This is a genomic window from uncultured Gimesia sp. (assembly GCF_963972345.1).
Classification (GTDB): domain Bacteria; phylum Planctomycetota; class Planctomycetia; order Planctomycetales; family Planctomycetaceae; genus Gimesia.
Genome location: NZ_CAXAVM010000074.1, coordinates 20,267 through 33,694 on the forward strand (window position 1 = coordinate 20,267; position 13,428 = coordinate 33,694).

The 13,428-nt window shown below is 50.1% G+C and carries 10 protein-coding genes; 6 read left to right on the forward strand and 4 right to left on the reverse strand.

Annotation, left to right across the window (positions count from 1 at the left end; genetic code table 11):
• Window positions 1–119: 119 nt before the first annotated feature.
• The 3 genes from AACZ40_RS14095 to AACZ40_RS14105 form a co-directional block, all read right to left on the reverse strand.
• Window positions 120–3,167: an efflux RND transporter permease subunit gene (locus tag AACZ40_RS14095; protein ID WP_291173021.1), complete on the reverse strand. Its 3,048-nt coding sequence runs from the start codon at window positions 3,165–3,167 to the stop codon at window positions 120–122.
• Complete coding sequence (locus AACZ40_RS14100) at window positions 3,164–4,435, reverse strand: efflux RND transporter periplasmic adaptor subunit (RefSeq protein ID WP_291173019.1); 1,272 nt, start codon at window positions 4,433–4,435, stop codon at window positions 3,164–3,166. The genes AACZ40_RS14095 and AACZ40_RS14100 overlap by 4 nt, the downstream gene beginning before the upstream one ends.
• 116 nt (window positions 4,436–4,551) lie before the next feature.
• Entirely contained in the window at window positions 4,552–4,893 is a 342-nt protein-coding gene (locus AACZ40_RS14105; RefSeq protein WP_291173017.1) for a cupin domain-containing protein, read from the reverse strand.
• An 819-nt stretch (window positions 4,894–5,712) separates the two neighbouring features.
• On the opposite strand from AACZ40_RS14105, the gene AACZ40_RS14110 reads away from it, so the two are divergent.
• The 3 genes from AACZ40_RS14110 to AACZ40_RS14120 all read left to right on the forward strand — a co-directional run bounded on the left by AACZ40_RS14110 (window position 5,713) and on the right by AACZ40_RS14120 (window position 8,421).
• Entirely contained in the window at window positions 5,713–6,654 is a 942-nt protein-coding gene (locus AACZ40_RS14110) for an NAD(P)-dependent alcohol dehydrogenase (protein WP_291173014.1), read from the forward strand.
• Window positions 6,655–6,855: 201 nt separating this feature from the next.
• Complete coding sequence (locus tag AACZ40_RS14115; RefSeq protein ID WP_291173012.1) at window positions 6,856–7,476, forward strand: superoxide dismutase family protein; 621 nt, start codon at window positions 6,856–6,858, stop codon at window positions 7,474–7,476.
• Between the two features lie 138 nt (window positions 7,477–7,614).
• The gene (locus AACZ40_RS14120; RefSeq protein WP_291173009.1) at window positions 7,615–8,421 is read left to right on the forward strand and encodes an MBL fold metallo-hydrolase; all 807 of its coding nucleotides are present in this window, start codon (window positions 7,615–7,617) and stop codon (window positions 8,419–8,421) included.
• A 30-nt stretch (window positions 8,422–8,451) separates the two neighbouring features.
• On the opposite strand, the gene AACZ40_RS14125 is transcribed toward AACZ40_RS14120, so the two are convergent.
• A complete protein-coding gene (locus tag AACZ40_RS14125; RefSeq protein WP_291173007.1) occupies window positions 8,452–9,489 on the reverse strand; it encodes a hypothetical protein in 1,038 nt (345 codons plus the stop codon).
• Window positions 9,490–10,078: 589 nt separating this feature from the next.
• On the opposite strand from AACZ40_RS14125, the gene AACZ40_RS14130 reads away from it, so the two are divergent.
• From AACZ40_RS14130 to AACZ40_RS14140, 3 genes are all read left to right on the forward strand, one after another.
• Complete coding sequence (locus AACZ40_RS14130; RefSeq protein ID WP_291173005.1) at window positions 10,079–11,308, forward strand: permease; 1,230 nt, start codon at window positions 10,079–10,081, stop codon at window positions 11,306–11,308.
• A gap of 52 nt (window positions 11,309–11,360) precedes the next feature.
• Complete coding sequence (locus AACZ40_RS14135) at window positions 11,361–11,645, forward strand: hypothetical protein (protein ID WP_291173003.1); 285 nt, start codon at window positions 11,361–11,363, stop codon at window positions 11,643–11,645.
• A gap of 306 nt (window positions 11,646–11,951) precedes the next feature.
• On the forward strand, window positions 11,952–13,085 hold the full coding sequence (locus AACZ40_RS14140; RefSeq protein ID WP_291173000.1) for a GYF domain-containing protein: 1,134 nt from the start codon (window positions 11,952–11,954) through the stop codon (window positions 13,083–13,085).
• Window positions 13,086–13,428 lie beyond the last annotated feature (343 nt).

Below are 13,428 nucleotides of genomic sequence, written 5' to 3' on the forward strand. Positions count from 1 at the left end.
ACTGATTCATGTCCGACAATTTGGCACAGATGCTGGATGGAGACTGTATTCATTTAAACAGGCTTCCATTCCTGGAGAGCCAGAGAAATTGAATGGATCTGTGACAAATCGAATGCATGTCAGCTATGCTTCGTGGCGATCACCGTATAGAGGGCGGGCACAATGTAGAGAGTAAAGATCGTTCCGATTGCCATGCCTATGCCCAGGGTAAAACTGATGGCAAAGCGGCTGGCAGCCCCGGGGCCTCCCGAAGCGATCAGCAGCGGAAGTAATCCCACCAGTGTGGCAATTGTCGTCATTAAGATAGAGCGTAAACGCAGTGCCGCTGCTTTTTCAATCGCCTTTCGTCGATCCAGACCTTCGGACCGTTGAATCTCATTCGCGAATTCCACCAGCAGAATTCCATGGCGAATAATCGAACCAATTAACGCCAGTAAACCAATCTGCGTATAAATATTGATGCTGGCGATTCCCAGGGCAAAAAACAGCATGGCCCCCGCGAGTGACATCGGAATGCTCACAAACATGATCGCCGGATCGCGAAAGCTTTCGTACTGGGCTGACAATGTTAGATACATCATCAATATCGCCAGCGCAAAAGCGACCAGCAGTGATGTATTTTCAGAGACAAACTGCCTGGATTGACCTTTCCAGTCTGTTACCACATTCTGCCCCACAGACTCTTCGACGGTGGCTTGCAGAAATTCAATTAACTGGTCGAAAGAAACGCCGGGAGCCGGGACGCCTGATAACGTCGCGGAGTTGAGTTGATTGAACCGTTTCAGTTGTCGCGGCTGAATTTCGTCTTCCAGTGAAACAAACAGGGAAAGGGGTACCAGTTCCCCGTCACGGGTCGCGACTCGATAGTCGAGCAGCTGATCCGTCTGCAGGCGATGTTCGCGTGCCACCTGGGGAATGACGCGATAGCTGCGGCCATCGTAGCTGAAGTAATTGACATAGCCCCCGCTTAACATGGTCGCCAGATCCCCTCCCAGCGTACTGATATTAATGCCCAGCGCGGCTGCTTTATCACGGTCAATTTTAATTCTCTGTTCCAGTTTATCAAACTTGAAATCCGACTGGATGAAAGTAAACAATCCACTCTCCCGGGCTTTCTTCAGAATGGTTTGCGATGTTTCATACACGACCCGCGGCTCATCAATCGAGCTGATCACAAATTGCAGCGGAGGACCTTCTCCTGCCCCGGGCAGTGTGGGAGGAGCAATCACCACTGCCTCCAGTCCTGCTACTTGTGCAGCAGACATTTGAATTTTCTGCTGCAACTCCATCTGAGTGGGCGCGCGTTGTTCCCAGTCTTCTAATATCACACCGCCGAAAGCGGAACTGCTTCCTCCGCCGGTATCCCCTCCTCCGCCGTTCACCGCAAAAAAATACTGAACGCCCTCCACCTGACTCACTCTCTCTTCCAGAACAGCAGTCCAGCGTTCCAGATGATCGATCGATATATTTGGATCTGCATTTGCAGAGACGATCAGGAACCCCTCGTCTTCCGGCGGAGAGAGTTCTTTATTAGCAGCATTAAACAGAAAATACAGACTGACGAGAATGCACATCCCTGCCGCCAGGATAATCCAGCGGGCATCCAGCGCCAGCCCCAGCGTCTTTCCATAGCCACGGGAGAGTGCCTGAAAACCCTGATCGACTTTGCGGGCCAGCCACCTTTTCTGCATACCGGTTTTCAGCAGATGGGCACACATCATCGGTGAAACCGTGAGCGCCAGAATACCTGAAATCAGCGTCGCACCGGCAACCGTATAAGCAAATTCGGTAAACAGGCTGCCCGTCAGTCCGCCCATCAGTCCGACTGGAGCAAAAACAGCCACCACTACGAGATTCATGGCAATGATGGAACCGGTTAATTCACGCACCGTTTTTTTCGCTGCCTCTTCGGGGGTAGCTCCCTCTTCAATATGCCGCGTGGCGTTCTCGACCATCACAATCCCGTCATCAACCACGGTCCCGATCGCCAGGATCAATGCCAGCAATGTCAGCAGATTGACAGAGTACCCCAACATCTGCATCAGAAAAAAAGCGCCGATGATCGCCAGAGGCATTGCAATCCCCGGAACCAGTGCCGAACGCAACGCTCCCAGAAACAGATAAATCACGACGGTCACGATGAACAATGCTTCAATCAGAGAACGGATGACTTCATCAATCGAAGCTTGCACCGCTTCGGTGCTGTCATAAACAACAATACCTTCCAGTCCGGCTGGTAACTGATCTTTCACCTGGGGTATCAGTTGCCGAACACCCGCGATGGTATCAAGCAGATTCGCTTCCGGAGCGACCTGCACACCAATGAAAGCTACATTTTTCCCTTCAAATATCACGGAACTGTCATAACTTTCCGCACCAAGCTTCACTTTGGCAATATCACGCAGACGAATAATCGTGTCACCTGCTTCCCGAATCACCAGATTTTCAAATGCTTCGACTGAACGCAGATTCGTATCTGCTTTTAATGGAATTGAAATCAGCGGACCTTTGGTTTCCCCGACGGCAGACAGGAAATTACTTTCAGCAATTGAGCGACGGACTTCACTGGGAGTCACCTTGAGGGAGGCCATTTTACCGGGATCAAGCCAGAGCCGCATCGCGATATTCTGGGCACCTATCACCTGTGCCTGTTGAACGCCGGGCACTGTCTCCAGACGCGGGCGGACAGCACGGGTCAGGTAATCGGTAATTTCACTTGCTTTGAGGACTTCACTGAAGAATGCCATATACATGGCCGCTTGATCGCTGCCTCGACTGATGGTGACAATCGAGTCTTCTGATCCTTCCGGCAGGCGATTTCGGACCTGTTGAATTTTAGTCAATATTTCAGCAACCGCTGCATTGGGATCATACCCCAGTTCCAGCCGTGCCGTGATTGTACTGGTCCCCAAGGTACTGCTGCTCTCGAGGTATTCGATTCCTTCCGCCGTGGCGATTGTCTGTTCCAGCGGAGTCGTGATAAAGCCCTGAACAAGTTCTGCATTCGCACCGATGTAGGGTGTGACAATTCGAATCGTTGTGGATGTGGTTTCCGGATACTGTCGTACCGTCAGAGAGTTCATTGCCTGCACTCCCAACAGTAGAATGACCAGTCCGACAACGGTCGCCAGGACGGGACGTTCGATAAAACGGTCCAGAACATTCATGGCGCGGTCGCCTTCGCATCGACATCACGGGCGACGTCGGTTTGGGCGATCTGGACAGGGCTCCCATCATCGATTTTCAGCTGACCGGAAGTCACAACACGGTCACCAGGCTCGACACCTTTTCGAACTTCAATCAGCTTTCCCCGCCGTTCCCCGGTCTGAATAAAGGAGCGCCTGGCTACCAGAGCAGCGTTTTGATCGTTTCCGTTTTTCTCAGAATTGTCTTCCTCTGTGGCATTTTTGTTTGCGGCATTTTTCTCTGCGGGACGATCAGGAACGTCGGCTTGCTGTTTTGGATCTTGTTTCTGGACAAAGTAAACGGACTTTCCGTACGCATTAAATGCAACGGCAGTCTGCGGAATCACAACCACTTCACGATTTCCTGACAATTCGACAACCACCTGGGCAAACATTCCCGGTCGTAACTTGCGTTCTTCATTTCCAAGCTGAGCCCGAACTTTGAAGCTGCGCGTCGACTCTTCAACCAGAGGATTGATGGCGATGACAGACCCCCGAAAAACACGATCGGGATGGGCACTGACTGTGATCCGGACCGACTGTCCCTCACTGATCACTCCCGCATTCTGTTCAGGCAGATCAAAGTCGACATAGATCGGATCCAACTGCTGTAACGTGGCGACGGCGGTTTCCGGTGAAAGATACTGGCCCAGGCTGATTTTACGTATGCCTATTTCACCAGTGAATGGCGCCTGGATTTCCTTTTTATCGATAATCGCGCGCTGACGGTCTGCAGAGGATTTCAGTCGCTCCACTTCGGTCAGCATCTGCTCATAATTCTCCTGGGTAGTCGCATCTTTCTGCAACAGTTCTTTCGACCGTGCTAGATTCGAACGCGCCTGTTTCAGCTCGGCTTCGATGGATTTGAGTTCCGCTTTTTCGCGGGAAGCATCCAGCTGAACCAGCAACTCCCCCCGGCGGACCCGTTTTCCGGATTCAAACAGAATCTCTATCACTTTGCCGGCCAGTTCGCTGGTCAGGTCTGTCCCTTGAATCGCGCGAACCGTACCGATGCCGGTTCTTTCGTTCTGCCACGTCTGTTGTTCCGCTTGAGCAACGGTCACAGTAGCCGGGGGTCTGCGAGGGCCTGGGGCTTTCCTGGCTGTTCCAGTCAGATACCAGTAGGCGGCTGACCCTGCTCCCACAACCAGAAGGACGAGAAAAATACTGGTAAAAAGAGATACTTTTCTCTTCGTGGTCCTGTCAGATGCTTTCTGGTCTGGCCCCGAATCCTGATTTGATGAATCCATTGATTCTCCATTTCGCAAAGACCCGCAGTATCAATCCCCTTATTCAGTTCTGTTAAAGAAACCAGATTTGCATCTCAGAAACATTGTTTTATCACCAGAAGGAAAGAAGTCGCTCTCTACTTCTGATCACGATCATGAATATGAGCGGGTGGCGCTGTTGCTTCCACAGCCACCAACGGTTCCAGAATGCGGTAACGGTGGACGGCTTCTTTGGGGACAACCCAGCTGTCACCAGCGTTTAAGATGATCTTCTGGTCTTCCAGTTCCAGTTCGGCGCTGCCTTTGATCACGTAGCCCACCACTTCGTAATCGCGGCTCATTGGCTGGGGATCTGGCTGAGTAGGAGATTCTTCCCAGAGTCGCATGGAGACGGTCACACCTGAGGCCAAATATTTCTGCCCCATTGATCCCTGTGGTGAATGGGCAGAATCCACTTTCTTGACACTTGTATCATTCATGGATTACTCCTGATGTTGAGTCAGTGCACAATACGCAATATTCGTGATTATGAAGTTGACATTAAAGATAGAAACAGCATTAGCTTTAACGCGAATCAGCTGACGTTGATTGGGCTGATCGATCTCACAGCGAGACAGGAAGCAAGATCTCCGTCACTCTCGGCAAGTGACTGGTTAAAACAAATAATAGATGCTGCCTGCTATGACATGTCACCCATCTGATATTAAATCAGACAATCCCTCCAGGAGACGAAGGTGCGGAAAGCCTTCCTTCATCGGGTTGGGGCAACCACGTCATCTCTGACGCACCTGATCTTCGATTGGCAGCATCTATTATTTTGAATAATAGTTGGTTTCGCAAATCGCATGCCGCTTACCTGGAGAAAGTGTGGGTTGTCGTCGGTTTTTCCAATTCCCCACTGCAATATGACTGCAGTCTGGTAGCTGATTCTTCAGGGATAGACTGAATATTAGACTTGTATAAAGAGCAAAAACTGATTCACAGTCGATCTGCTGATTTTTACAGGACCAGCCAGGTTCAGGAAACATTATGGTTGCTGAGCGTTCATATTGTTCAACCAATGATCAGTCGAACTTCAAAGATCCTCCGGTTCAGTTCTGTCTTCATTTTATTTTGTTTTTAAATAACAGGTTCGTTCCATGATGATTATTGTGTGGCGCATCTAGCAAATTCGCAAAATGAAAGGATTCGGAATGCGAAATGCAATCTCTCTCCTGATTTAAATAAATAATGCTAATCATCTCAGGTGAAATCGAACATCAGCATTAAGTAATGGTCAGTATCGGCAGGGCAAAAAAATGAAGGCTGTCACATACGATGAATACGGCTCTCCCCAGGTATTAAAGTTATCCGAAATAGACAGACCTGATCCCGAGGATTACGAAGTGCTGATTCAGGTTGCAGCGGCTGGTATCAATCCGATCGATGCGAGACTTCGTCAGGGTGAAATGAAATGGTTGCTGCCGGGAAGATTTCCCAGGGTCCCTGGTTATGATGTCGCCGGGATTGTACAGGAGGCAGATCGAGAGAGCGACCTGGAACCAGGTGACCGGGTTCTCGCATTTCTGGATCATATCTATGGTGGTGCTTCCGCTGAGTACGCCGGTTGCTCGTCTCGTTGCGTCGTCAGAATTCCCGAATCGCTCTCATTTGAACAGGCAGCGGGCCTGCCTTTAGCTGGTTCAACCGCTTTACAGTCACTCCGGAATTATGGGCATATCAAACCTCGCGACCGTGTTCTCATCAATGGTGCCAGTGGAGGCGTCGGTGCGTTTGCCGTTCAAATTGCAGTTGCTTATGGAGCCGAGGTCACTGCTGTCGCCAGTGCCCGGCATGAAGAATTTGTCCGCTCACTGGGTGCCTCCCATTTCTTTGATTACCAACGGGAAGACTTTACTGGTTCCTCCCGAAAATGGGAAATTATTTTTGATGTTGCCGGGAAGCGTTCCTACTCTCAGGTAAAACATTCCCTTGCGCGAACAGGTCAGTATGTCACAACTGAGCCCAGCTTTCGCGGATTGGCCATTTCCGTGCTTACCTGGCCACAATCAGAACAAAGCCATGTCATGTTGGCACATCCGAATAAAGAAGATCTCACAGAGCTTGTGCGGCTCTGGTCGGAAAAGCAGCTGATCGTCACTATTGCAGACATGATTCCCTTCAGTGACGCGGTCAAAGCACATCAACTCATTGAAGAGGGAGGCTTCTGCGGCAAACTGGTTCTCAAGCCCGATCCCTGACGCAGGCTGATACAGCAGGAACTACTTCACAAGCCAGGCCTCGTTTAGAAGTTCGTATCTGGTTCGGCACGGTTTTTGCGAATCTTTTGTTTGAGTTTCAAACGGTTTGATGATCTATCAGACCACGTGATCAAATCAATGTCGAAGTCAACTTCACGTTGGATGGATCAACTGTCTCACCTTTTTTGCGAGGAGAATTTCATGTTACGCCACTCACTTCATTTGATGCTGCTTGCCCTGCTTGCTGCAGGATGCAACGAACAAACAACCAATCCGGAGGTACCGGCAGGCAATAATCCGGCTCAGACCGAGATGGGTGCAGAAGGTCAACTGACCCCGGAGGCTACAAATGAAAATGAAATGGAGGCGGTTACAAAAGCAGTCTGTAAGCTCGTACCCATTGGTGACAGTAAAGTTACGGGGATGATTCATTTCACAAAAGAAGGAAATCAAATCCATGTTGAAGGAGAAATCACTGGTTTGAAACCTGGGAAACACGGTTTTCACGTTCATGAAAAAGGTGATCTGTCTGACAAGGAAACGGGCAAATCAGCGGGAGGACATTTCAATCCGACTGATAAACCACACGGTCGTCCCACCGATTCCGAACGTCACGTAGGTGACCTGGGAAACATTGAAGCCAATGCAGAAGGTGTGGCCAAAGTGGATATCGTTGATGAAGTGATTCAACTGAATGGTGAGAACTCGATTATTGGTCGCTCGATTGTCGTGCATGCCGGCGAAGATCAATTTACCCAGCCTTCAGGTGATGCTGGCGACCGCGTGGCCTTTGGCGACATCATTGAAGAAAAGACGGAATGAAAATAGTGAATTGAGATCAATTCCATTTCGGTCCTCTGACAGTCAGCGGTCGCGGCAGACCGTTGAACTGTCACAGAGGCGAAACAGCCCCGTACGAAGTGCAGCGGGTTCTGAGATCCGCGATGGGAGAAAAATAAGATGCCCCACTATATCTGCACCAATTGTGGCACTCAGTTCGCAAAAACAGATCAACCACCACAGGAATGTACCATCTGTAAAGAAGAGCGCGAGTTTGTTGCCTGGGGCGGGCAAAACTGGACCACCGCCGATAAACTTGCCCAATCGCACCGCAATGTGATCCGGATGGAAGAGAATGGATTGTACGGTATTGGGATGGAGCCCTCATTTGCCATTGGACAACGGGGTTTACTCATCACCCATTCCGAGGGAAATGTTCTCTGGGACTGTATCTCTCTGCTGGATAACAGCCTTGTGGAAATGTTGAAAGGGATCGGTGGAGTATCTGCCATCGCCATCAGTCATCCGCACTATTATACCTGCATGATCGAATGGGCTGAGACGTTTGATTGCCCTGTCTTTCTCCATCATGCAGATCGTAAATGGGTCATGCGGTCTGGTCCTGCGATTGAGTTCTGGGAGGGAGACACGAAAAGCATCGGCTCTGGACTGACGCTCATTCGCTGCGGCGGACATTTTGAGGGCGGCACAGTATTACACTGGCCCGAGGGAGCGTGCGGAAAAGGAGCACTGCTGAGCGGGGATATCATCCATGTCGTGCAGGATCGTCGCTGGGTCAGCTTCATGTACAGTTACCCCAATCTGATCCCGCTCTCCCCTGCGAAAGTCAGACAGATCGTGGACAGTGTCGCGCCCTTTGAGTACGACCGGATTTATGGTGCCTGGTGGGGAAAGACCGTAGCGAATAATGCCAGAGCCGCCGTTGATCGATCCGCCGAACGGTACATTCAGCATCTTCAGGAATGACTGTTTCAGATCGATAAAACGCAAGCATACTCAGTACATAAACGATAATATGACAAAGCCACCCAGATATAATACAAGCATCAAGACACTTTCAAAGCCGATATTGGCAGGACCGTGCTTCTGCCTGTAGATCAGACCGGAAAGTAGAATCACATTCAGTAACAGTGTAATGGAAATCAGAAAGAATTCACGCATTCCCACACCGGATGCATGATAGAGAGAACCACCAAGAAAGAAGCAATCCGCGGCGGCAATAAACAGGACGTCAAAGAAATTTCCACCGACAATATCGCTGACTGCCAGGGTGAGTGCTCCCCGTTTCACTGCCGCCAGACAGGTGACGAGTTCAGGCAGTGATGTCGCGCCTGCCATCAGAAAGCCACCGATCAGTGATGCGGAAATGCCTGTTTTCTCCTGAATATTTGCGGCAGTCTCTGCCACCAGGCTCCCGCTGATCAAAGTCAGTAAACCGGCAACAATGAGACCTGTCCAGAGCAGCCAGAGACGCTCATACTGTGATCCTTCGGCAGGTTCGTCCGCCACCGTTTCCGCTGTTTCATGGGGATGCCACATCGGTCGTTCCTTCACACGATAAGTCAACCAGAATGCCAGAGCGGCTCCTCCCAGCAGCAGCAGAGTGGCAGGATGCACCGGCCCCACCACAACATCCGGACTGCTTAATCCCAAAAGCACAATCGAAATCAGCAGGATCAACATGATCGTCTGCATCATCGTGGTCGCCGACGCAGCCGCATGTTCGAGATTCGCATTCCGGTGCAGCAGATCTGCCAGCGCCAGCACTGTGGTCTGAAAGGCGATGCCTCCCATCGCATTACTCAACGCTAACACCGCATTCCCCTGCAGAGCAGCCGTAACAGAAGCTGCCAGTCCCGGCAGCGCAGTAATCAATCCCAGCATGATGGTACCGGTTACTGCTTCTCCCAGACCGGTCCGGTCGGCCAGACGATCGGCGTATTCAGCCAGTTTCACCCCGCCGATTCCAATCACGATCGCCGCAATAACAAATACAGTGACATCTCCCCAGAGAGGCAGGTCCAGTTGAATCATGCTTGGGCAGTTCTTTATTCAGGAATATTGTGCACAGCGCAATATCAGTTTAACCAGGTAAGATTTTATTAAATTCTTTGAACATCTGCAAATCTGGCAGACAGCTTTCACATCAGATTGACCGCTCAGCAATCAACGGGATGCTTCACCATTCAGTTGACTTATACATCATTCCTCAGCTCAGGCAGAACAGAGTCAGAATGTCAGACCGCGGTAAAACCAGAGAAAATCAAACAGATCATTGCCATTTCACAACAATGCATGACTCACACGCTGGTCTGTCTAAGACTCTGCAGTTTGACGAAAAGGTATCTCCCTGCAAATACCATACGACTCACGTATATCGGAAAGGAACTCTTCCCATTTTTCAGGATTCCAGAGAAAAACGCTTCTTTGGCATTCGCCTTGCTTCTTTCCAGAAATACGCATTGAGTCTGTATCACACATTCTGGAAAGAGACGGAGTGTAATCTCCGCGATCTGCATCCAGTGTAAATGTAGTTTGCCCAGCAAAGATGTTGCAAATACCTGGAATCAAGCTGACTTTTAAGAGATGCTGATTTCCAGGCGATAAGGAGATGTAAGACCGGATGAATGATTTCCTCTCGAACTGGAGCAAGGCAGCCTTAACTTCTGCGGGATTTTTCTGGATGGCGTTCTGGGCTTTCGCGCTCGGATACATCATCAGCAGTTGTATTCAGGTCTTTGTCACCCGTCAAAGAATGAAGAAGTCAATGGGAGAAGCCGGGCCCAAGAGCGTCGCACTCGCCACATTCTTCGGATTTATCTCCAGTTCCTGCAGTTTTGCAGCGTTGGCAACGACCAAGTCGCTCTTCAAGAAAGGGGCAGGTCTCGTTCCGTCCCTGGCTTTCCTGCTGGCTTCGACCAATCTCGTCATCGAACTGGGAATCATGATCGCCGTCTTCCTGAGCTGGCAGTTCGTCGTAGGTGAATATCTGGGTGGATGCCTCTTGATTCTGTGTACCTGGCTGATTGTCAAGCTGACGTTGCCGGCAAAACTTGAAGAGGCAGCGCGCGAGCATGTCGGTGGCGAGGAGGAAGAAAAAGAAGATATACCAGACTGGAAGGAGAGAATGACCTCGCGTAAAGGCTGGAAGCTGGTTGCCAGACAGTACTTCATGGAATGGGGCATGGTCTGGCGAGATGTGACCTTTGGTTTTACCGTTGCCGGAATCATCAGCGCTTTTGTTCCTGCTGAGTTTTTTACAACACTCTTCGCAGGTGCAGGGTCAGAATCAGATCCGTCTTTCGCTCAGGTGCTGCTGCAGACCATCGTAGGTCCGCTGGCTGCTTTCTTCACATTCATTGGATCCATGGGCAATATTCCACTGGCATCACTGCTCTACGCGAATGGGGTGAGCTTTGCAGGAATCATGGCATTTATCTTCAGTGACCTTGTGGTATTTCCAGTACTGCGGATCTCTGCACAATATTTCGGCTGGAAAATGGCTTTCTATATTCTTGCGGTTTTCCTGGTCTCTCTGATCGCCTCGGCCCTGGTGTTGCATTACGGCTTCTCATTCCTGGATCTATTACCACAGGGGAATACCTCAGCAGAGCAGGTAAAACCTTCCGAACGTTTTGCAATCGATTATACTTTATTTCTGAATCTTGCATTTCTGAGCATCACCGGGCTTCTGTTCTGGTTAAAATTAATGGGAGATCAAAAAGATCAGGGACACGAACATTCCCATCATCATCACAAAAAGAAAAAATGGTCGGACCAGTTGCTCACCGGAATTGCCTGTATCTCCGGCGTGTGGGTAGTCATCGGTCTGCTTCTCAATTTGAGGGCCTGACAGATTGATGACTCGACAGACGTCATGCTTTTGGAAATGGATAACTCCTTCCATGTTGCGAAACGATTATTTGAAGAAACTGGAAAAACGAATCGATGAATGCAACACGTTGATAGAAGAGTGGGAATTGAAGGCACAGCAGAAAGAAGCCGATCTCAAAATCACCTGTGAGAGGCATCTGGTTGAATTGCGACAACGAAGAGACGAGGCGCAGACCAGATTCCAGGAGATTCAGACCGCGGGGGAAGAAGCCTGGGAAGACATGAAAATTGGAACGGAACAGGCGCTGGCCGACCTACGCGCCCGCATGGAACAAGCGGCTTCCCGCTTTAATTAGAAGTTCTCATGGGAATCCGGCTTCAGCGAGATAGCTATTACCAGCCAGTCATTTCGGTAATGATGCGGAAATCAAAAAGCCATAGAACCATTAACTCATCATGTCAATTGATGCATACTGGGTCTGATATGCTCTATCTGTCAGTATATTTGCATAGATTATTACCTCTCTTAACTAACTAATATTTGCATTGGTTTATGGACACTGTATACTGAGCTTACGTTCCGATGTGATGAAAATGTATCGTTCTGAATGAAATAAGTATGACCAGACTGCGGGGAAACCCGTAATTAAGAATGACTGCAAATGGCAACCGAGTGGTACTGCAAACAGTCGGATCAAGCAACAGGGCCTTTCACCTTCCGTGAAATGATGGAGATGGTGCGGGAAGAGCAGCTTTTGCCTGAGACCATGGTCCGTCCCCATTATCTGGATGAATGGCAGAGGGCTGATTCTGTGGTTGGTCTGTTTCATATGGCACGACGGGATCCCGCCACACTACCTGTTGTCAATAATGCTATTAACAAGCCAGAAGATGAGCTCGCTGGCGCAGATGATCTGGATGCGTTTCTGGAAGGATCAGATGAGCCTGCGGGAACCGGTACCGACGCGGTGCACCAGGAACTTGAACGGCCGGGTTGGCTCAAGCGACTGCTTTCCTTAAGGAGCAGCAAAATCCCCCCGGTGCCCGTCGACCCTCATCGCGAAGTCAGTGTCGATCTCAGTCGACCTGCGCCGAACGGTTCTGCAATTCCCGGTGAAGAGATCAAGTCTGAAGCGGAGGCTCTACCAGAACCGAACGCACCCGTTGAATCAGCGGAGGATGCTGTTTCGACAGGCGCGTATTCAGAAGAGACCTGGGCATCGACGGTGAATGCAGCCGTTGAACGGATTGATGCGCGGGCTCCCAAACAGGAAGAGGTGCCCCCTCCCCGGCAGATGGTCCCCGCGATCAAACTTTCCATCCTGGAACATCCGGTCTTTCGTAAGCTGATTCTCGTCTGTGTATTAATCCTGTGTGCCAGTGTCGGCATTTACGGCTTTGTCAACTGGCTGGGCCAGGGAAAGCTTTACTTTCCACTGATCGGCGAAACCTCTCCCTTACTGTTTCTCGTGTATTCGGCCTGTTCCTTCCTGGTGAGCATCGCACTTGTCTCGCTGCTCGTCTATGTGGCTTCGCCCTATCTGCGTCTCGGTTACAAACTGGGAGCCACCATAGCGACAGCCAGTATTACCGTGTTTTGCCTGCTAAACTGGTCAGAGCAACAGAACATGATTTTTCCTTCGCGGAAACCGATTGAAGCAAAATTGATTTTTCCATTCATGGGCGAATGTTCTCAGTTCTCTTATTGGATGTACTTTGTGGATGTTGTGATATTTGTCGCAGTGTTAACCTACTTTGCCGCCTGGTGGCTGGAGACCCACGCTGATGAAGTGTAAACGCGCATTTGCTGATAATAAGCGGGAAATCCCACGTACCGATTCATCTCGCCTGAGAAGCGGATACACGATCCTGGAGCTGTTAGTTGTTACGGCCGTGATCAGTATCATGATAGCTCTTGCACTTCCGGCAGTGCAGTCAGCACGTAACTCAGCCCGACAAGTGCAATGCTTGAATAACATGAGAAATGTGACGCTGGGAATACTGCAGGCAACGGACAGTGCCAATCGATTTCCAGCCTGTGGTTATTTTGGTGATGGTACACCGGCTACGGGGGGCTCTTATCGCAGTTGGGTTGTAGCCACCCTGCCCTACATTGATCAGGCAAATCTCTATAATCAA

What these genes read in the sequence shown, in the direction of transcription:
- AACZ40_RS14095 (WP_291173021.1), bottom strand. Translation starts at nt 3,167, where the DNA reads ATGAATGTTCTGGACCGTTTTATCGAACGTCCCGTCCTGGCGACCGTT.
- AACZ40_RS14100 (WP_291173019.1), bottom strand. Translation starts at nt 4,435, where the DNA reads ATGGATTCATCAAATCAGGATTCGGGGCCAGACCAGAAAGCATCTGAC.
- AACZ40_RS14105 (WP_291173017.1), bottom strand. Translation starts at nt 4,893, where the DNA reads ATGAATGATACAAGTGTCAAGAAAGTGGATTCTGCCCATTCACCACAG.
- AACZ40_RS14110 (WP_291173014.1), top strand. Translation starts at nt 5,713, where the DNA reads ATGAAGGCTGTCACATACGATGAATACGGCTCTCCCCAGGTATTAAAG.
- AACZ40_RS14115 (WP_291173012.1), top strand. Translation starts at nt 6,856, where the DNA reads ATGTTACGCCACTCACTTCATTTGATGCTGCTTGCCCTGCTTGCTGCA.
- AACZ40_RS14120 (WP_291173009.1), top strand. Translation starts at nt 7,615, where the DNA reads ATGCCCCACTATATCTGCACCAATTGTGGCACTCAGTTCGCAAAAACA.
- AACZ40_RS14125 (WP_291173007.1), bottom strand. Translation starts at nt 9,489, where the DNA reads ATGATTCAACTGGACCTGCCTCTCTGGGGAGATGTCACTGTATTTGTT.
- AACZ40_RS14130 (WP_291173005.1), top strand. Translation starts at nt 10,079, where the DNA reads ATGAATGATTTCCTCTCGAACTGGAGCAAGGCAGCCTTAACTTCTGCG.
- AACZ40_RS14135 (WP_291173003.1), top strand. Translation starts at nt 11,361, where the DNA reads ATGTTGCGAAACGATTATTTGAAGAAACTGGAAAAACGAATCGATGAA.
- AACZ40_RS14140 (WP_291173000.1), top strand. Translation starts at nt 11,952, where the DNA reads ATGGCAACCGAGTGGTACTGCAAACAGTCGGATCAAGCAACAGGGCCT.